19 protein-coding genes, 1 other RNA gene and 1 pseudogene are annotated in these 18,483 nt (G+C 51.6%); 20 read left to right on the plus strand and 1 reads right to left on the minus strand.

Annotated elements, in window-relative coordinates; all coding sequences use genetic code 11:
- Nucleotides 1–149: 149 nt before the first annotated feature.
- Entirely contained in the window at nucleotides 150–1,424 is a 1,275-nt protein-coding gene (locus tag EJP87_RS04975) for a hypothetical protein (protein WP_130470757.1), read from the plus strand.
- A gap of 156 nt (nucleotides 1,425–1,580) precedes the next feature.
- Nucleotides 1,581–2,252: a glutathione S-transferase family protein gene (locus EJP87_RS04980; protein ID WP_193771146.1), complete on the plus strand. Its 672-nt coding sequence runs from the start codon at nucleotides 1,581–1,583 to the stop codon at nucleotides 2,250–2,252.
- 591 nt (nucleotides 2,253–2,843) lie between these two features.
- On the opposite strand, the gene EJP87_RS04985 is transcribed toward EJP87_RS04980, so the two are convergent.
- On the minus strand, nucleotides 2,844–3,509 hold the full coding sequence (locus tag EJP87_RS04985; protein WP_130470759.1) for an esterase/lipase family protein: 666 nt from the start codon (nucleotides 3,507–3,509) through the stop codon (nucleotides 2,844–2,846).
- A gap of 175 nt (nucleotides 3,510–3,684) precedes the next feature.
- Between EJP87_RS04985 and EJP87_RS04990 the strand changes: the two genes are divergently transcribed.
- From EJP87_RS04990 to EJP87_RS17670, 18 genes and pseudogenes are all read left to right on the plus strand, one after another.
- The gene (locus EJP87_RS04990) at nucleotides 3,685–4,212 is read left to right on the plus strand and encodes a M48 family metallopeptidase (protein ID WP_130470760.1); all 528 of its coding nucleotides are present in this window, start codon (nucleotides 3,685–3,687) and stop codon (nucleotides 4,210–4,212) included.
- Nucleotides 4,213–4,257: 45 nt separating this feature from the next.
- On the plus strand, nucleotides 4,258–5,961 hold the full coding sequence (locus EJP87_RS04995) for a glutamine--tRNA ligase/YqeY domain fusion protein (protein WP_130470761.1): 1,704 nt from the start codon (nucleotides 4,258–4,260) through the stop codon (nucleotides 5,959–5,961).
- A 110-nt stretch (nucleotides 5,962–6,071) separates the two neighbouring features.
- Nucleotides 6,072–7,157, plus strand: coding sequence for a heat-inducible transcriptional repressor HrcA (gene hrcA, locus EJP87_RS05000; RefSeq protein ID WP_130470762.1), 1,086 nt, complete (start codon nucleotides 6,072–6,074; stop codon nucleotides 7,155–7,157).
- Nucleotides 7,154–7,816, plus strand: a complete 663-nt coding sequence (locus tag EJP87_RS05005) for a nucleotide exchange factor GrpE (protein WP_130470763.1) — start codon at nucleotides 7,154–7,156, stop codon at nucleotides 7,814–7,816. Before hrcA ends, EJP87_RS05005 begins: the two co-directional genes overlap by 4 nt.
- 149 nt (nucleotides 7,817–7,965) lie before the next feature.
- Entirely contained in the window at nucleotides 7,966–9,900 is a 1,935-nt protein-coding gene (gene dnaK / locus EJP87_RS05010) for a molecular chaperone DnaK (RefSeq protein ID WP_130470764.1), read from the plus strand.
- Nucleotides 9,901–9,904: 4 nt separating this feature from the next.
- Nucleotides 9,905–11,050 (plus strand): molecular chaperone DnaJ, encoded by a 1,146-nt coding sequence (gene dnaJ, locus EJP87_RS05015; RefSeq protein ID WP_130470765.1) that lies wholly within the window; start codon nucleotides 9,905–9,907, stop codon nucleotides 11,048–11,050.
- Nucleotides 11,051–11,877: 827 nt separating this feature from the next.
- Nucleotides 11,878–12,699 (plus strand): 4-hydroxy-tetrahydrodipicolinate reductase, encoded by an 822-nt coding sequence (gene dapB / locus EJP87_RS05020; protein WP_130470766.1) that lies wholly within the window; start codon nucleotides 11,878–11,880, stop codon nucleotides 12,697–12,699.
- A gap of 2 nt (nucleotides 12,700–12,701) precedes the next feature.
- Nucleotides 12,702–13,049 carry a hypothetical protein gene (locus EJP87_RS05025; RefSeq protein WP_130470767.1) on the plus strand — a complete coding sequence of 116 codons (348 nt, stop codon included), beginning with the start codon at nucleotides 12,702–12,704 and terminating at the stop codon, nucleotides 13,047–13,049.
- 78 nt (nucleotides 13,050–13,127) lie between these two features.
- Nucleotides 13,128–13,487: a transfer-messenger RNA gene (ssrA, locus tag EJP87_RS05030) on the plus strand.
- A 472-nt stretch (nucleotides 13,488–13,959) separates the two neighbouring features.
- Nucleotides 13,960–14,184 (plus strand): hypothetical protein, encoded by a 225-nt coding sequence (locus EJP87_RS05035; protein WP_130470768.1) that lies wholly within the window; start codon nucleotides 13,960–13,962, stop codon nucleotides 14,182–14,184.
- 84 nt (nucleotides 14,185–14,268) lie between these two features.
- A complete protein-coding gene (locus EJP87_RS05040) occupies nucleotides 14,269–14,559 on the plus strand; it encodes an integration host factor subunit beta (protein WP_130470769.1) in 291 nt (96 codons plus the stop codon).
- The gene (locus EJP87_RS05045; protein WP_130470770.1) at nucleotides 14,556–15,242 is read left to right on the plus strand and encodes a LexA family protein; all 687 of its coding nucleotides are present in this window, start codon (nucleotides 14,556–14,558) and stop codon (nucleotides 15,240–15,242) included. The genes EJP87_RS05040 and EJP87_RS05045 overlap by 4 nt, the downstream gene beginning before the upstream one ends.
- Before the next feature lie 81 nt (nucleotides 15,243–15,323).
- Entirely contained in the window at nucleotides 15,324–15,704 is a 381-nt protein-coding gene (locus EJP87_RS05050; protein ID WP_193771147.1) for an H-NS histone family protein, read from the plus strand.
- Nucleotides 15,705–15,757: 53 nt separating this feature from the next.
- Nucleotides 15,758–16,033, plus strand: coding sequence for an HU family DNA-binding protein (locus tag EJP87_RS05055; protein WP_130470772.1), 276 nt, complete (start codon nucleotides 15,758–15,760; stop codon nucleotides 16,031–16,033).
- A gap of 132 nt (nucleotides 16,034–16,165) precedes the next feature.
- Nucleotides 16,166–16,540 carry a tetratricopeptide repeat protein gene (locus EJP87_RS05060; RefSeq protein ID WP_193771148.1) on the plus strand — a complete coding sequence of 125 codons (375 nt, stop codon included), beginning with the start codon at nucleotides 16,166–16,168 and terminating at the stop codon, nucleotides 16,538–16,540.
- Nucleotides 16,541–16,564: 24 nt separating this feature from the next.
- A complete protein-coding gene (locus EJP87_RS05065) occupies nucleotides 16,565–17,353 on the plus strand; it encodes a DNA/RNA non-specific endonuclease (RefSeq protein ID WP_227657458.1) in 789 nt (262 codons plus the stop codon).
- On the plus strand, nucleotides 17,353–17,607 hold the full coding sequence (locus EJP87_RS05070) for a hypothetical protein (RefSeq protein WP_227657459.1): 255 nt from the start codon (nucleotides 17,353–17,355) through the stop codon (nucleotides 17,605–17,607). Before EJP87_RS05065 ends, EJP87_RS05070 begins: the two co-directional genes overlap by 1 nt.
- Nucleotides 17,608–17,811: 204 nt before the next feature.
- A pseudogene (locus tag EJP87_RS17670) lies at nucleotides 17,812–18,483 on the plus strand (hypothetical protein); the annotation flags it as partial.

The following is an 18,483-nucleotide window of genomic DNA, read 5'->3' on the forward strand; positions in this document are numbered from 1 at the left end:
CTGACCCAACTGGCAGAATCACCGCGAAAACGTAAGCGACAAATGGCTGTATCGGGGAAAACATGTTAGCGCATATGGGGAGGTGCCCTCCCTGGACCCACAATAGTTTTGGGTGGTGAATAGTTACATTTTATGAAAGATGTCGCATAATGGCCAATTTGGGTACACAGATATTTCATGCCGAATGGAATGAACTGCTGAAGGCTGGGAAGATTGAAGAGTTGCTGGCCCATATGTGGAAAGTGGCTTTGCACTGTTCCATTTATAGTCCACAATATCGCGGCAGTTATTTATATCTGCGGGAAATGGACCTGTTTCTGCATGCAGTGGGGCAGTTGTTGAGCAGAGCGCTGCCCAACACCCAGATTACCGATCCTGGAGATCTCTTTCTCTATGCCGCAACAGCAATCTATGAGGTGGGCGGTCATACCAGAGTGCTCGAAGATGTGGTTAAATCTTTCCCGGAATATCAGCATGTGTTGCTTTTGACGGATATGAAAACCATACCCGATTTGCTGGTCGAGAGGTTTAGAGAGCTGAATATTACGGTGATAATCGTTGAGGGTGGGTCGTATATAAACAAAATAGTGCAATTAAAAAATCTTATCGCCAAATATCAACCAAAATGTCTGTTCAATTTTGCCCATCCCTATGATGTTATTGTCAACTCGGCATTGACTGGTTATCAGGTTCCTGTATTGTTTGACCATTTTGCAAACAATTTGCCCTGCTTGGGGGCTACTCGTGCCGATTTTTTACACATTGATCATTCTGAAACCTGTTTTCACTATTGCCAAAAAAATTCCGGTGTTACCCCGCATTGGATCCGCTTGACGGCAGAAGATCATGGTGCTGCTTTATTGCCGGCAGCAGCAGAAGCGTTGACTTGTGTGACCTGTGCCGGTGATCCCTCCAAATATGTTGGCGTTGTCGAGTTCAGTTATCCCCAATTGTTGGCCGCTTTGTTTAAGGCTGGGGTTTCGCTCTGCTATCATGTCGGACCATTGCCGGAGCATGTGCGTGATTCCTTCAAAAATAAAATCGCAGCATTAGGTGAAGATCCAGATAAATTTCAAGCAGTTGGGCCAGTGGCCTCCTTGAATGAATTGCTCCATCGCCTCAAGCCGGATTTTTATTTTGACTCGCACCCTGTAACCGGCGGAAAAACCATTATCGAGGCATTAAGTGCCGGAATACCCATTTTACTGCCAAGACCGCGTACCGGGTCACAGTTTCTGAACCGTGATTTGACATTTGGAGCTGCAATAACCATCCACGATTTGCAAGATATTGATGCAGCTCTCAGCAGATTCAGAAAAGAAAAGGATATTTTGGCGAGAGCTTCACGGCAAATCTATGAGCGTTATTATTCTTTGCAGATGTTGCGCAATGAATATCTGTCGATTCTTGGATTGGCATCGTGATAATAACTGTTAGCGACATGAGCTGTTTTTAAGTTACGAAAATAGCTCAACTCAAGCAATTGTCATCATCGCCGCGATACAGCACAATGGCAGATAAGTTACTCCCATTCCAAGTCAGGACCGATCTCCAGCAACCAGAAACAGGAAACGCCTACCATGACCCTTGAACTCTATATTTTTAACATGTGTCCCCATTGTCAACGGGTTCGTGTTCTCCTCAACTCCCTTGCTTTGCCCCATCAACTGCACCGTTTGGATCCAAGCAATAAACCACCAAATTTTACCACGATTTCACCCCTTGGTACTGTTCCTGTCCTGCGTGTCAATGATCAGGCTTCCATCCTTGACTCTCTGGCCATCAACGAATATCTCAATGACTATGCTGGAGGGAGCATGCTTCCCGCTGACACCCTGGCGCGCGGTGTTGTGCGTGGCTGGACCGGTTTTGCCAGCGATATTCAAGGTGACATGGTTAAATTGATGGCTGCGGAAACAGAGCAATCTTTGCTGTCGGTCGCAGCAACCATGACCAAAAAACTCCAGGTTCTAGAAAAGCTTATCGCACAAGCTATCCTTCCCGTCGCTCCACACGCTTTGACACTTCTCGATGCGGTAATGGCTCCTCTTTTTCTCCGTTTTAATGTGATGCACAACCACTTGCCGCTCATTGATGCCAGCACCATGCCCCACATGCAGGCTTGGCAATCCTGGCTTATTGCCGAGCCTGCGGTTGTCAATTCGGTGGATGGTGATTTTTCTGCTCTTTTTCAGCGTTTTATCGAGCAACGGAGCGGCGGTGCTCTGGCAGCTCGGATGGATGGGGAGTGATTGGTCTTCACAGGGATCAAGGTGGAGTGCTGCGAACAAAAAAATGCGTATGGATAGTGACTTGCATGGGTTAACAGGCTATTTTTGTTCATATAAATGATAGTACCCAAGCGCATGCTCGTCTGTTCAAAGCCCTCCTCACTTTTCCAGAGACGGCGGGTGCTTTGTTGCGAGAACGCTTGCCACAAGAGCTCTCACGTTTGTTGGCGCCGGAAGAATCTTTCGTAACTATTCAGGTTCATGCTGGCTCGCCAGCTCTACCCCCATGGGGATGCTGTACGAATTGGCGCAAAAATGCGCGCCAATCCGCACAGCTTGCTTCCATTAGGCGCTTAAGCCGACGCAAAAAGCGCGTCGGCTTAGTGTGAAAAGCGCGCCAAAGGCAAAAGATTAAAAGCAAAATCCCAGGGATTCCCTCCCTGGACCCGGCCAGGGAGGTGCCCTCCCTGGACCCGCAATAGTTCTGGGTGGTGAATAGGTACCATTGCCGGAGATCTTCATCATTGTTACTTGTTGTGGCGTGGGGCAAGGGGGTATGAAAAAAGGGTGTAGAGCCAAGGACTCCAGAGACCGTGAGATTTTTGATCCGCTCTACTCAAACCTTCCCGTTTGCAAAAACTGATGCACCATTTGGATCGCTTGTGGCGAAATGAGCAGCCCCATATGGATGACCGGTAGCGTGCGATGCTCTTTGGCACCATCGAGCAAGGTTTCCGACACCGCCACGTTGCCATCATTGGCTTCACCAATACCCCAAAGGGTTCTCCCTGCACCCCACGGGGAGCGATCTCCAGCCAAAATCCCGATTTCACGTCCTTCCGGAACATGGGTAAAGCCGCCACCACCCAAAGCACGGTGCATGCTTTTACCCAAGGCCATGCGTCCCCAACTCCACTGCGCCATCTTTTTTGCCGCCATATTGCCACGAAAAGGGGTGCCCAAAGCCACCATACGGCCAATACGTGCTTCCGGGTGACGATGCAGCATGTCCAAAGCCACCATTCCACCCAGGCTGTGACAAACCAAATGCACACCTTTTTCAGGAGCCTGCTTCATCCCCGGTCCAAAATGGTGTTGCAAGTAGAGCCATAACTCATGGCTGCTTTGGCTGACCTGGGCATGCACAGAGCGATAACGAAAAAAAAGCGTCTGATAGCCGAGTTGGCGCAATCGTACTGCCAACAACTGCATCTCTGAGCCATTTAACCATAATCCGTGAATCAACACGGCAATCTGTTTGTCTTCTGCGTTTTCCATAGAAACCATCCACCTGCTGCACTCTCTATACGCACTATGAAAGAACTCGCCAGAGTGCACAAGTGCTGCTCATCAGAAGAGGAAAAGCTGCGTATTCTATCTTTTTGAAGAAATCCCGTTGCATACGTTTCGTCAGGGTTTCATACTGACCGTTTTGTAGAGGTTGGAATGGGCAATGGCCACCGATGGCAGGTTTGTTACAGAGAATACTGCGACCAGGCAACCGCTCTCCTTGCACGAAGGGGTCTGTTTACCCTACCTGGATGGCGAATTGCAACTCTCTTGTGGCAACGGGCAGTTGCGACCAATCTATGCCCAGCATAACCGATTATGGATTGCCGATCGTCTTTGCCCAGCAACTGAGTGGCAAGCATTGGTGGAGCAGTGGTTTCGCCAACAGGCAGGAGTCTATTTACCGCTGCGATTGGCAGCCTGGGCAGCCCGTATGGGCCTCTCCTACCAACGCTTGACCATCCGCAACCCTAAAAGCCGTTGGGGAAGCTGCTCCACTCGGGGAAGTATCAACCTGAATTGGCGGTTGATCTGGTTGCCTGTTGCTTTGGGAGATTATGTTTTGGTCCATGAGCTGAGTCACTTGCGGCACATGGATCATTCACCGGCCTTTTGGCAGGTGGTCGGGAGTTATGTGCCAGAATATCAGGAGTGCCGACGCCGCTTGCGGCACATATGCTTACCATGGTAAGGATACCTTACAGATTGCTGATTGCTAGAAAGGTATTGAGTAGAGATGTCCAATAATGAAGAGGTTGCTCCTCTGGATTTTATCCGCCAGATTGTTGCCAATGATGTGTCTGAAGGCAAACATCAAGGACGAGTGGTTACCCGCTTTCCACCAGAACCAAACGGTTTTTTGCATATCGGTCACGCCAAATCAATCTGCCTCAATTTTGGAGTGGCCAGTGAATATCCTGGTGGACAGTGCAACTTGCGTTTTGATGATACCAATCCGCTCAAGGAGGAGGATCTCTATATCCAATCGATTCGCACTGATGTGAAATGGTTGGGATTTGATTGGCAGGAGCATATGTATTATGCCTCAGACTATTTTGAACCACTTTATAAGTTTGCAGAACGCTTGATCGAGGATGGGCATGCGTTTGTCTGTGAGCTTAATGTGGAACAGATGCGCGAATATCGCGGCACCTTGACCGAGGCCGGAAAGGAGAGTCCCTGGCGCAATCGCCCGATGGCCGAAAGCTTGGATCTGCTTCGGCGGATGCGTGCTGGCGAGTTTCCAGAGGGGCGCTATACCTTGCGTGCCAAGATTGATATGGCATCCCCCAATATCAATATGCGTGATCCGGTGATCTACCGGATTTTGCATGCCCATCATCACCAAACCGCTGGCCAGTGGTGCATTTATCCCACCTATGACTATGCCCACTGCATCAGTGATGCCCTGGAGGGCATTACCCACTCTTTGTGCACCCTGGAGTTTGAGGATCATCGCCCGTTGTATGATTGGATCCTTGATCGTCTCAGTGGTGTGCTCAGTTGTCATCCCCAGCAGATAGAATTTTCCCGTTTGGTGTTGGAATATACGGTGGTCAGCAAGCGCAAATTGAACGCTTTGGTGCGCTCAGGAGCGGTGGATGGTTGGGATGATCCCCGTATGCCGACCATCTCCGGGTTGCGTCGTCGCGGCTATACCCCCAGCGCTATTCGTGAGTTTTGTCGGCGGATCGGAATCTCGAAAACGCCAAACAATGTGGAGCTCTCTTTGTTGGAGAGCTGTATTCGCGATGATCTGGAGCAGCATGCTCCGCGGGCCATGGCAGTGTTGAATCCACTGAAAGTGGTGATCACCACTGTTGCCGAAGAGCATTGTGCCGAGTTGAGCGCAGCCAATCATCCGCAAAATCCGGCTTTGGGAAGCAGAAAACTCTATTGGATGCGTGAGATCATTATCGAACGCGAAGACTTTGCCGAAAATCCGCCCAAACAGTTCAAGCGCCTGGTTCCAGGTGGCGAAGTGCGTTTGCGTCATGCCTATGTGATCCGCTGTGATGAGGTGATCAAGGATCCTGCGAGTGGAGAGGTGGTGGAACTGCGTTGTTCCCATGATCCCGCTACGTTGCATGCCAATCCCAGTGATCGTAAAGTCAAAGGGGTGATTCATTGGTTGCCGCTGGCCCGCTCTTGCCCGGCAGAGATTCGCTCCTACGAAACGCTGTTCAATACAGCCAATCCCGATGAAGAGTGGCAGGGAGATGATTTTACCCGCCTGCTCAATCCAAACTCTTTGCAGATTTTATCTGCAAGTCGTATCGAAGAGGGGTTGCAAAATCTTCCGCCAGGTACCATCTATCAATTTGAGCGTCAGGGCTATTTTTGTGTGGATAGCAAATATTCCTCTCCCGGTAAACCGGTTTTTAATCGCACGGTAGGGTTGCGCGATTCCTGGGGTAAGCAACAAAACAAGGAATCATGAGGATAGTGCAGGAAGTGATGGAAGAGTGTCATCAGGTAGGTGTTCTATCAAGTGGCGATGCCAGTTCAGGTATCGTAGGGGCCTCTTTTGAGTCAACGATAACGACATAGATGCTGACTTCACGTCATCACGAAATTTTGAAACGGGTGGTACAGGTTCACATCGAAGATGGGGAGCCTGTCGGATCCAAAACGGTTTGCGAACGCTCGGGATTGGGAGTCTCCTCGGCGACGGTCCGCAATGCGATGATGGAGCTGGAGGAGATGGGATTGTTGACACAACCCCATCCTTCAGCGGGTCGGGTACCCACCGATTTGGGTTTGCGTTATTATGTGGACAGTCTGTTGGAGCTGGTCTCGGTAAGCTCTGAGGAGCAAGAGCGGATTCTGCAGGCCTGTGGGCAGGGCAATGAAGAGCTGGAGAGTGTCTTGGCACGGGTCAGCCCCTTGTTGGCGACATTGACCGGCAGTGCCTGTTTGGTGCGCACGCCCGATCTGCGCCATATGTTGTTGCGCCGGGTGGAGTTGATCAAATTGGCTAGTCGTTCCGGGCAGGAGCGGGTGTTGGCGCTGTTGATCTCCACGACAGGTCAGTTGCGCAGTCGGGTGATCTTTTTGCAGAGTGCGTTGAGCCAGGAAAAACTCAATCAGTTCAGCCTGTTTTTGACCAGACAACTGGAGGGGATGACGCTGCTGGAGGTCCGGGAGCGGCTGCAGCGTGAGTTGGAGCAGAGTGAAGAAGAGTATCGGTTGTTGTGCAGTCAACTGTTGGCCAGTGTCAGTGGTTTGTCGATGGGCGGCGATTTGATTGTCAACGGCCGCATGAATCTGTTTCAATCGTTTGCTGAACTGTCACGTATTCGTGAGATGTTGGCTGTATTGGAGGAGAAAAAGGGGCTGTTGGCTGTGTTGGACCGTTGTTTGGATCTGCAAGGTGTACGGCTGTTTATCGGCTCCGAAGCAGAGTGGAACCAACGTGGCTGTGTGGTGGTAGCGGCGCCATTCCAAAGCGGCGAGGGGAGTTATCCTGGAACTTTGGGGGTGTTGGGGCCGACGCGGATGGATTATGCGCATGTGATTCCCTTGATTGGCTTTACGACGCAGGTGTTAAGCACTCTCTTTGCCGAGGGTGTGCCGACGGGAGCCGCACAAGGGATGGTGGTAAATCGTTTTGATGCAGGGGAGGATGGAGAGTGAGTAGCAAGATGGAGGCTTCGGAGCAGCAAACGGAAACAGGTGTGCCGGAGCAAGAAGAGGTGCAAGAGGAGGTTACGCAGGAGGCTATTGCCTCTGAGGCCGGGGATGAAGAGGTGGAAGAGGCGGTACGTCGTCTGTTTAACGATGCAGGAGAGAGAGTGACAGGCGAGGCGCAGTCGGGACCCACTCTGGCGGAGCAGTTGCAAAATGCTCTGGCCCAGGTCGAGGAGCAGCGTAATGCCCATTTGCGCGCCGTTGCGGAGATGCAGAATGTGCGCAAACGCTTTGAACGTGAAGGTCAACAGACGCGGCAGTTTGCCATTGAAGGGTTTGCCCGTGATTTGTTGCAGGTAGCGGATAACCTGGAGCGGGCTTTGTCTGCGGTGCCCAAGGAGTGCAGTACCGATTTGAAGGTGTTTTTGGAGGGTGTCGGCATGACCCAGAACGAATTGGTGCGTGTATTGGGCAAGCATGGGGTGACGCGGATCAAGGCGTTGCAAGAGCCATTTGATCATAATCTGCATCAGGCAGTTTTTGAGGTGGCCAGCCAAGAGGTTACGCCAGGCAGTGTTGCCCAGGAGTTGCAGGCGGGATATTTGTTGAATGGTCGTCTGTTGCGGGCGGCGATGGTGGGTGTGGCCAAGGCACCAGAGGGATAAAAATAATGCAGGCTGCTCTTGACAAGGGAAAAGGGAGTTTCCATATAACTGTCAAGAAATGATGGGGCCGAAGATCGATCAGGCCATCGGCAGCGGTGGTCGGGAAGATGAGGCGAATTCAGACATCCTGCAAGGTAAGAGGTATTGAGATGGGCAAGGTGATTGGTATAGATCTGGGAACCACCAATTCGTGTGTGGCAATTATGGAGGGTGGTGATCCCAAGGTTATTGAAAACAGCGAGGGTAGCCGCACTACGCCGTCGATGGTGGCTTTTACGGCCAACAATGAGCGTTTGGTGGGCCAGGCGGCCAAGCGGCAGGCGGTGACCAATCCAAAAAATACCCTCTCAGCCATCAAGCGTTTGATCGGTCGTCGTTATGATGATCCGTTGACTGCTGAGGATAAAAAACAGGTCGCTTATAACATTGTCAAAGCAGACAATGGTGATGCCTGGGTGGATGCCGGCGGCAAAAAGATGAGTCCTTCCGAGGTCTCAGCCTTCATTCTGCAGAAGATGAAGCAGACGGCTGAAGATTATCTGGGCGAAAAGGTGACTGAAGCCATCGTGACTGTTCCGGCCTATTTTAACGATGCACAGCGTCAGGCCACCAAAGATGCCGGACGTATTGCCGGGCTGAATGTGTTGCGCATCATCAACGAGCCGACAGCCGCCGCTTTGGCCTATGGTTTGGACAAAAAGGGTGGCCAGACCATTGCTGTTTATGATCTGGGTGGTGGTACCTTTGATATTTCGGTTTTGGAGATTGGTGACGGTGTTTTTGAAGTCAAATCGACCAATGGGGATACCTTTTTGGGCGGTGAAGATTTTGACAAAGCGATCATCGATTATCTGGCCAGTGAATTTTTGAAAGAGAGTGGAATTGATCTGCGCAAGGACAGCATGGCCTTGCAGCGTCTGAAAGAGGCGGGTGAAAAGGCCAAGATTGAGTTGTCCAACAGCACGCAGACCGACATCAATCTGCCCTTTATCACTGCCGATGCCAGCGGTCCGAAACATTTGAATATCACTTTGAGCCGCGCTAAACTGGAATCGCTGGTGGATCATCTGATTCAGCGCACTCTGGGACCGTGCCGGACAGCCTTGAAAGATGCTGGCGTGGCCACCAGGGATATTCATGAGGTGATTCTGGTGGGTGGTATGACCCGCATGCCGAAGGTGCAGGCGGTGGTCAGCGAATTTTTTGGCAAAGAGCCGCACAAAGGGGTCAATCCCGATGAAGTGGTAGCGGTAGGTGCCGCCATTCAGGGCGGGGTGCTGAAGGGTGAAGTCCAGGATGTGTTGCTGCTGGATGTGACGCCTTTGTCGTTGGGTATTGAGACCTTGGGAGGAGTGTTTACCAAGCTGATTGATAAAAACACGACGATTCCGACCAAAAAGTCACAGGTTTTTTCGACAGCGGCCGATCAGCAATCGGCGGTGACGATTCGCGTCGCCCAGGGTGAGCGCGAGATGTTCAATGACAATAAACTGTTGGGTCAATTTGATCTGGTCGGTATTCCGCCAGCGCCGCGTGGTGTGCCGCAGATTGAAGTAACCTTTGATATTGATGCCAATGGTTTGGTGCATGTTTCTGCCAAGGATAAGGGGACTGGCAAGGAGCATTCGATCCGCATTCAGGCATCGGGTGGATTAAGTGATGGTGAGATCAAACGCATGGTGCAGGAAGCGGAGATGCACGCTGCCGAAGATAAGCGCAAGCGGGAGTTGATTGATGCGCGCAACCATGCGGATTCCTTGGTGTACAGCACGGAAAAATCTTTGAAAGATCACGCGGACAAGATTGATGGTGCTTTGAAGGGCCAGATTGAGGTAGCGGTAGCTGAGTTGAAGCAGGTAATGGATCAGGATGATGCTGAGAAAATTACGGCCAAGACCCAGGCGTTGATGGAGATTTCGATGAAGTTGGGTGAGGCGGTCTACAAGGATGCCGGTGGTGCTGCAGCGGGAGCGGATCCCGCAGCAGATCACGGAGCAGCGGGTGGAGCGTCTGCAGGTGGTTCCAGAAAGTCGGGTGACTTTGTGGATGCCGAGTATGAGGAAGTCAAAGACGATAAGAAGTAGATAGATGCCGAAAGATCTCTATGAAATCCTGGGTATCGCTCGTGATGCCCAGGAGGCCGACATCAAGAAGGCCTACCGGAAGTTGGCAATGGAGCTGCATCCTGATCGTAATCCAAACGACAAGGGTGCAGAAGCCAAGTTCAAGGAGGTGAATGCTGCCTATGAAGTGCTCAAGGATCCGAAAAAGCGGGCCATATATGATCAATATGGCCATGCTGGATTGGGTCAGGGAGGCGCTGGAGGAGGATATTCCGGTGATCCGAGTGGCTTTGGTGGTGGCTTTGGAGATATTTTTGAGGAGTTTTTTGGCGATATCTTTGGAGGTGGTGGAGGTCGTGGCCAGAGAAGTGCTGGCGGAGCGCAGCGAGGAGAGGATTTTCGCTATGATCTGACAGTTACTTTAGAGACGGTGATGAATGGTTCGGAGGAGCGGATTCGCATTCCGACGATCATTGTTTGTGCCACCTGTGGTGGGAGCGGGGCCAAGGCGGGATCGGGCCCTGAGAATTGTACGATGTGTGGTGGGGCAGGGCAGGTACGGACGCAGCAAGGATTTTTTTCGGTGGCGCGTACCTGTCCGACCTGTCGTGGTCAGGGACGGATTATTCGCAATCCTTGTGGTGGTTGTCAGGGACAAGGGCGGGTCCGTTCGGAGAAGACTTTGACCGTGAAAATACCTGCCGGTGTTGATACGGGCAATCGGATACGTTTATCCGGAGAGGGTGGAGCGGGATTACGAGGGGCGCCAAATGGTGATTTGTTTATCGTCATTGAGGTTGCACCGCATCCGATGTTTGAGCGTTATGAGGCAGATTTATTGTGTCATGTGCCGATCACCTTTACCCAGGCAGCGTTGGGTGGAAGGTTGGAGGTACCGACTTTGAGTGGCCGGGCACGTTTGACATTGCCTGCTGGGACGCAGACAAGCAAAAGGTTGATTTTACGTGGCAAGGGTTTGCCACATTTGAATCGGCCTGGGGTGTTTGGGGATTTGGTTGTCGAGGTGCGGGTGGAGACTCCGGTTAATTTGAGCAAGCGGCAGAAAGAGTTGTTGGAGGAGTTTGATGCTTGTTCGGATTCGGAGTCGCAGCCGGAATCTAACTCTTTCATGGGTAAGGTGAAAGAGTTTTTGGATAAGATGGCTGGGTAGATTTATCTTTTTGTGGTGTTTTAACAACAAGCTAAGATTTTGATTGTCTTTGCGCGGTGCTGCAAATATTTTCTAATCAGTAGCTATTCAGCACCTAAAACAATTGCGGGTCCAGGGAGGGCACCTCCCTGGCCGGGTCCAGGGATGGAATCCCTGGGATTTTGTTTTTAATCTTTTAATTTTTTTAATCTTTTGCCTTTGGCGCGCTTTTCAAACTAAGCCGACGCGCTCTTTGCGTCGGCTTAAGCGCCTAATGGAAGCAAGCTGTGGGCACTGGCGCGCATTTTTTGCGCCAATGCCCACAGCATCCCCATGGGGGTAGAGCTGGCGAGCCAGCACGAGCCCGAATAGTTATCCTGTTCGCTACTCTGCTCGTTACTCTGCTTATTTGATTGCAAGTTGGTATCAGAGCTGCGCATAGTGGCGGCACTTTTGAGGGGGTGGCCTCTAGAGCGTTCGGTTTTTTCGAGGTTGACTCTCTCCTGCTTGGGTTCTTTTCCACACTGTTGCCCCTCGGCGACACTGTGCAAGTCGGGCGTCCGCCCTCCCAAAGCGTGCCCCTTCGGGGCACAGATTAAGGCGCGCGGCACAGATTGGCTGCGCCAATCTGTTTCGGATAAAGCGCGCCAGATAAGCAGGGCTCCGCCCTGCACCCGCCAGGGGCGATAATCGCCCCTGGACCCCGTAATAGTTTAGAAGATAAAAAAGATAAATAGATTAATAAAAAACAAGCGAATAAATTTTATCAATATGTATCACACATCAGGGAGGGGCCGGAAAAATAATCTTTCCGGCCTCTCATTTTTTGGACAAGGACAAAAAAGCTCATGATAGAAATCGGTATCATCGGAGTAGGCGGCCGCATGGGACGTATGCTGGTCCAGGCTATAAGCGAAAAATCACAACAATGCCGCCTTGTCGCCGCCAGCGAACACCCAAATTCCCCATTCATTGGTAAAGATGCTGGCGAGCTTGCAGGAGTGGGAACACTGGGAGTGCCTATTGTCAGCGACACAGGCCGATTGTTTGCAACAGGACGAGTCATCATCGACTTTACTCGACCAGATGTCACACTGTCACACCTGGGCCAGGCCGAAAGGGTAGGTAGCCTGCTGGTAATTGGCACAACAGGGTTTAACGAAAAAGAACGAGCCCGTATTGCCACAGCAGCGCAACAAATTCCCATCGTGCTGGCGCCCAATTTCAGCGTAGGAATCAATTTGTTGATGCGAGTCGTAGCAGAGATGGCACCGATACTAGAGGATTCGTTTGATATTGAAATAATCGAGGCACACCATCGCCACAAAGTGGATGCTCCATCGGGAACGGCTTTAGGCTTAGGACGTGCCATTGCGGGAGCGCTGGGCCGTGATTTGCAGGAGGTAGCGGTTTATGGACGGGAAGGGATCACGGGGGAGCGAGAGCGGAGCACGATAGGTTTTGCCACGGTCCGCGGAGGGGATATAGTGGGGGATCATACGGTATTATTTGCGGGAGAGGGTGAGCGTTTGGAGGTGACGCATCGGGCATCGAGCCGGATGACCTTTGCCAAGGGGGCGATACGGGCAGCGATCTGGCTTGCGGGAAGAGGAGCTGGCTTGTATGATATGTCGGATGTGTTGAATTTTGACCGGGGAGGGAGGGACTAGCTGTGGAGAGTGTAGAGGTAGCGAAGATCAAGCCGGGACAGAGCGTGACGTTAACGATAGGGGATGCGGAGGTTATCCTGACCAAGTTGGAGGGTGCGCGTCAATTTCGCATGGAGGATTGGTATGTGGAGGAGCGCGAGGTTTATTTGGTAGAGGATGAGATACAGGAAGAGGAGTTGTTGCATTATACGTTTGAGGATTATGGAACAGACAAAGAGACGATAATGCGCATGGACGAGGGAAAGTTTGGCCAGGAGAAGCGGGTATGGAATTTTCTGGCGCGTCCGATTGAAGGGATAGAGATGGAGGAAGAGGAGGAAGAGGAGGAGGAAGAGGAGGGGGCGGAGTAAGGAATATTTTTTTTAAGAGAGAATGAAGTTGCAAAGAGAAATTAAGTATGTAAGGATTCAGACAATCCTTGCAGGGATGGGGGTGAAACGGCTTCGACGGGGTTGAGAAAGGCTATGGAGGCAACTCGGCACGGTACCGCCGTAACGGGCTAAAAACACAATTGCCAACGACGAGCATTATTCGCCGGTTCTCGCTGCAGCGTAAGCTGTAGCGGAACGGGGTCTTGATCCAGGCCTGGCAACAGGAGCCGCGAGGCAGGATCGAACCGGAGGGTGAGAGCCGGGATAAATCCAGATGCACCCAGTACTGCGAGGTAACGGAGGTTCTGAGGCATGCCGATTGCGAGGCTGAGGGACTATATATTGGCGAGATGGTTGTAATTCCTCCTGGTTAAGTACTGATTTCGGACGCGGGTTCAACTCCCGCCACCTCCACCATTTAGTTTTACGTTTTCTCCGCAAAGTAATAGGCCGCCAGCAATGGCGGCTTTTTGCATTTAAAAAACTCCAATATTTCCAATGGTTACCACGAACGGTTCGACGGCAAACTTGGTTCAGGTGTGGGCCAGCGGGAGTTGAACTCGCCACTTTTCTTCTCTTCTTGCCCAGATTCTCCCAGACCTGTTGACTTCGGCCTTCGAAGTACGAGATTTTCGTACTTCATTTTATCGTGCAAAATCAATCACATTATCAAGTCAACAGCTTTCGTACCTTTTCGATGCCCGTCTTGGTTGCGTCTATTGACAGGCGGGAGTGAAACACGGGTACGAGTCGCGGTTTTTTTGGCCATGACTCAAGGCGGCTATTGTGGCAACTTCTTGAATCTGATAATGTTTGCGCCGGGTCTGCGTTGTCGCCTGAGTCGTAAAGTCGTCTGGAGGGAGCGTGTGCCTTATCGAGTCGCACAAGAGTGGCCTGTGTTGGCACCCTGTGGCACTGTGTTGCCGATTTGCCGGTGGGTGGTGCCCGACTGCGTGTTGAGCCAGAAACGCGGCAGGCGGCGCGGTGGTGCGGCAGGCGTAGTAGGGTGGCGATGCCGTCTGAAGCGAATAATATTGGCTTTTTTGGCGTGGACGGTTCAATCTGGCCGGAAGTCTCATTCGCCGATGGCGGAGTGGGTGGCGATACCGTCTGAAGCGAATTTTTCAGGCTTTTTTGTGTGGACGGTACACCCAGGACAGGAATGTCATTGACTGGCGGAGAAGGGTGGATATAGAGCATGACCAAATCGGAGTTGATCGTCCTGGTTGCCCATCAGTGCAAATTGATGCGCAAGGACGCTGAAATAGTCGTCGATACCTTGTTCGAGTCGATCGCTCATTCGTTGGAGGGCGGCCATCGGGTTGAGGTGCGTGGATTTGGCAGCTTTGGCCTCAAACAGCGACAGTCAAGAGCAGGCCGAAATCCCAAAACAGGAGAACGGGTGCCGGTGGCGGCCAAGCGTGTGATGTATTTTAAGCCCGGCTTGGAAATGCGTCGGCGGGTGGACAGCGAAGGAGAGCAGCAATGAATTTCAGCGAAAGAATTGTGACGGCACGGAAGTCCGCCAAACTCACCCAGAAGGAACTGGCCGACAGGGTTGGACTCAGCCAGACGGCTGTCCACAAATTGGAGTGTGAACGATCCAAATCATCAAGGCGAACGGTGACTATCGCACTCGCCTGCGGAGTGGATCCCATCTGGCTGGAGACAGGCCGTGGTGAGATGTCCCTCACAGGTGCGCGTCCGGGCATGACAGGCGAAGAGTTGGGCAAAGGAGTCGATGGTGGCGAACTCCACCGGACGCCGCTTTTTGCACGTCTCCCGCTCATCTCCTGGGACGAGGCGAACCGCCTGTGTTCTGAACCAGCCGAGTCATTCCATCCAACGACAGTGGATGCTTGGTTGCCGATCGCGCCCAAGACCAGCGACAAGTCTTTTGCGTTGCGGGTGCCGGATGACTCCATGCAACCGGAGTTTCGGGAAGGCGAATTCATCATCGTAGATCCAACACAGTCAGGAAAACACAACCAATACATCGTGGCACATTTGGATGGTGATACTGCACTGACCTTCAAGCAGTTGATGGTTGTTGGGAGCAAAAAGTATCTGAAGCCGTTGAATGCACGCTACCCGCTGGTTGATGTGCCGGATGCCGTTTGGGTGTGTGGTGTGGTGGTGGGGAAGTACAAAGAGTATCTGGCTGGGAAGTAGTTGCATGGCGAACGGATGGTCAGGGTCTACACCCTGGCGCACGTGTCGGCGTGTGTCGCAAATTTTGAGGGGAACAGGGATATGTCCAAGAAGAAGGAAGAGACGCAACAGGGTGCCACACAGGTGGTGCAGCCGGTTATCGGTGGCCTGTCGTTGGAGGAACTGGTGTTGTTGAAGGCCGATGTGGAGTCGAGGATTTCCCAGAAACAGAAAGAGGCGAAGAAAGCGATCCACGCGCAGATGCAAGAGTTGGCGAGGTTGGCTGGTTTTGAATCTGCTGCGGCCTTTTTAGCCGAGCAGTCCGGCAGACGTGCCAGGAGCGATAAGGGTGTTGCTATGCCGCCCAAGTACCGGAATCCTGCAGATGTCAAACGGACATGGTCAGGAAAAGGCCGTAAGCCTTTGTGGGTGCTGTCACATCTGGAGGCTGGCGGCCAATTGGAGGAGTTGGCAATTAGGTAGGCCGATATCGGCCAAGTATGTCGAACATGGAACAGAGAGAAGAGGAATCTTTGATGAATAAAGCGGAGCTTGTGGCACATATTGCCAAAGAAGCGGGAATCACCCAAGAGCAGGCCGGTAAGGCAGTTGGTGCATTTATGGGAGCGGTTCAAGATACGCTGGCTTCTGGCAATGATCTGGCGCTGGTTGGCTTTGGCACATTTTCTGTTGTGGAACATAAAGCCAGGACAGGAAGGAATCCTCGAACTGGAGAAACCATGCAGGTGTCAGCCAAGCGGGTACCACAGTTCAAGGCCGGTAAGGCTCTGAAGGACGCGGTGGCAAAATAGAATGCTGGCCAGGGTTTACTCCCTGGCGAACGAGCGCGTCCTGTGCCGTGCATCCTGACAAGGAGCGCGCAAATGCCGATGGAAATGGCAGCATGGCACAGGGCGCCACTTCTCATATGGGCAGGAGAAGTGATGAAGAGGTTTGAATTTTCTGTCATGCTGTTTCTGGCTTTCTTTGTATTGTGCCAGTGGGCACAAGCGGTTGATATGGCTGCCATCAGGACGGCAGCCGAGCAGGGCAATCCTCAAGCGCAGACGACGTTGGGAGGATTGTACCATCATGGCCAAGGAGTAGGGCAGTCAGATACGGAGGCTGCTAAATGGTATCTGCTTGCTGCCGAGCAAGGTCATGCCGGTGCGCAGATGATCATTGGAATGCTTTTCTTGCAGGGGCAAGGAGTAGAGCAGGACGATGCCAAGGCCAGATATTGGCTGCGCAGGTCTGCCGCTCAAGGCGAGATGACTGCACAACGGCAACTTGATCTCCTTGGCAGGAATAGAGAATAACCGACTTGGTTAATGGGTGATATTATGAAGAGATTGGCTGTTGTCGTCTCGGTGTGGGCTGTAATCTTTGCGGTCAATACAGTGCAGGCGTCCAAGACAGATTGTCCGGAGCAATTTGCTGGTGGAGCAGCACCGGATATCACAAATCCAAAAGTCGGTGCTAAAGCAGTTCCATTGTGTTTTCGAGAGTTTGCGGTACTCCATAGCGGCGTGACTCGGACTCCATTGTGGTCAGCCGAGCATTTGACCAAAGTCCACATCAAAGAGGCCAAAAATCAGGAACGAATCAATCTCTTCCACGAGGAGGAGAGGTTGCCTGTAGGTGAACGGGCCACTCTGGAGGATTACAAGAAATCCGGTTTTGATCGGGGACATATGGCTCCATCTGCAGACATGCCGGACGAACAGAGTCAGGCTGAGTCCTTTTCGTTGGCCAATATGGTTCCCCAGGCACCGGAGAACAATAGAGGGCTTTGGGCGCACATAGAGAAATCGGTACGCAAGCTGACACAGTCCGAGGGAGAAGTGTTTGTTGTCACTGGTCCAGTATTCCAGGGAGCATCCATCAAGAGGCTGAACGGACGGGTGTTTGTGCCGACCGCGCTATTCAAGGCTGTCTATGTTCCAAAACGGCAAGCGGCGGGGGTTTACCTCGCCAACAATGCACCTGGGGATGACTGGCGCACCATATCGCTGTCGGAATTACGGCAGTTGACCGGGTTGGATGTGTTTCCTTCCCTTCCGCAAGCGGTCAAGGATCAAGCCATGAAATTGCCAGATCCAGACTCGAAATCCCATAAAAAGGACAAGTGATGATGACCATTTCTCCGTTTGCCAATGACACGCAATCTATGACAATCGGTGGGTTGACCATCGAAAACCATGAGGACCGTGTTGTAGTCTATGGCGATATTGACCTGACCCGCGACAAGGCCGGGCTTGCTCAGGCTCGCCGGTTGAAAGAACTCGTGGATGGAGTGGTTCGTTACCTGGAGAAAGCGACGGATTTGCCTGATTCGGTTCAATTATCGCCAGTGATTGATGAGGTGGATAACCCGTTTGCGTGATTGAGTTCCCTGAAGAAAGCATTATTGATTCCCCTGTAAAAAGTCGGGCGAATATTAGCGCAACATGTTGTAATTATTCATAAAAACTCTTTTTTGCCGAAAAACAGAAGCCAATAAATTCAACAAGTTGCAGACTTTTTTCAGGGGAAACATGGTGACATGGATTCCTCGTGCAGATGAATATGGTCAAGGAAAAAAGTGAGTATGGGTACAACGTTCTTTGAAATTCTCGTCAGCGCTTTGAATGCCCTTGGTCGGCATGCTGTAGATTTCGTGCTGCCAGTTTTCTCCTTGTTCCGAGATGAAACGGTGGCACCTATCATCGCCACGATAATGGTAATCTTGGCTGTTGTATTGGCTTCGGGGTTTGCTGGGTGGATCGTATGGTCTTGGTGGCAAATCAGGTCTCGTGTTCGCTTCTTGAAGTCGTGCCAAGACCGCGCAGAATTTTTTTTGAAGTTCGATGACTTCGACGCAATGATGATTAAAGGCAAGCTTTTTTCTCACGGATGGTCGGAATATAAAGAAACTTTGCTTCCACAGAGAAAAAATTCAATCGTTATTGAAAGCACCGTCAGGCCGGCAGAATTCATTAACTTGACTGAGTTAGAGCATACTGGTCTCAGTATCCAGTGGTTTCATCACATTCCAGGAACTTTTATTGGTTTTGGTCTTCTGTTCACCTTCATTGGTCTTGTTGCGGCCCTGTATTTTGCATCTCAAGCTATTCATGCCGTCGGTGGTGCAAATATCGATACCACTCAGCAGACTATAAAGATGCAATCGGCGTTGGCACAACTGTTGAGCGCAGCCACATTCAAATTTTGGACGTCCATTGCAGGATTAGGCAGTTCCATTGTCCTGGGAGTGTTGTAT

It is taken from the genome of Candidatus Magnetaquicoccus inordinatus (assembly GCF_004217665.1).
GTDB lineage: Bacteria > Pseudomonadota > Magnetococcia > Magnetococcales > Magnetaquicoccaceae > Magnetaquicoccus > Magnetaquicoccus inordinatus.

Coding starts and splice junctions, on each gene's coding strand:
- EJP87_RS04975 (WP_130470757.1), top strand. CDS start 150: ATGGCCAATTTGGGTACACAGATATTTCATGCCGAATGGAATGAACTG.
- EJP87_RS04980 (WP_193771146.1), top strand. CDS start 1,581: ATGACCCTTGAACTCTATATTTTTAACATGTGTCCCCATTGTCAACGG.
- EJP87_RS04985 (WP_130470759.1), bottom strand. CDS start 3,509: ATGGAAAACGCAGAAGACAAACAGATTGCCGTGTTGATTCACGGATTA.
- EJP87_RS04990 (WP_130470760.1), top strand. CDS start 3,685: ATGGCCACCGATGGCAGGTTTGTTACAGAGAATACTGCGACCAGGCAA.
- EJP87_RS04995 (WP_130470761.1), top strand. CDS start 4,258: ATGTCCAATAATGAAGAGGTTGCTCCTCTGGATTTTATCCGCCAGATT.
- hrcA (WP_130470762.1), top strand. CDS start 6,072: ATGCTGACTTCACGTCATCACGAAATTTTGAAACGGGTGGTACAGGTT.
- dnaK (WP_130470764.1), top strand. CDS start 7,966: ATGGGCAAGGTGATTGGTATAGATCTGGGAACCACCAATTCGTGTGTG.
- dnaJ (WP_130470765.1), top strand. CDS start 9,905: ATGCCGAAAGATCTCTATGAAATCCTGGGTATCGCTCGTGATGCCCAG.
- dapB (WP_130470766.1), top strand. CDS start 11,878: ATGATAGAAATCGGTATCATCGGAGTAGGCGGCCGCATGGGACGTATG.
- EJP87_RS05040 (WP_130470769.1), top strand. CDS start 14,269: ATGACCAAATCGGAGTTGATCGTCCTGGTTGCCCATCAGTGCAAATTG.
- EJP87_RS05045 (WP_130470770.1), top strand. CDS start 14,556: ATGAATTTCAGCGAAAGAATTGTGACGGCACGGAAGTCCGCCAAACTC.
- EJP87_RS05050 (WP_193771147.1), top strand. CDS start 15,324: ATGTCCAAGAAGAAGGAAGAGACGCAACAGGGTGCCACACAGGTGGTG.
- EJP87_RS05055 (WP_130470772.1), top strand. CDS start 15,758: ATGAATAAAGCGGAGCTTGTGGCACATATTGCCAAAGAAGCGGGAATC.
- EJP87_RS05060 (WP_193771148.1), top strand. CDS start 16,166: ATGAAGAGGTTTGAATTTTCTGTCATGCTGTTTCTGGCTTTCTTTGTA.
- EJP87_RS05065 (WP_227657458.1), top strand. CDS start 16,565: ATGAAGAGATTGGCTGTTGTCGTCTCGGTGTGGGCTGTAATCTTTGCG.
- EJP87_RS05070 (WP_227657459.1), top strand. CDS start 17,353: ATGATGACCATTTCTCCGTTTGCCAATGACACGCAATCTATGACAATC.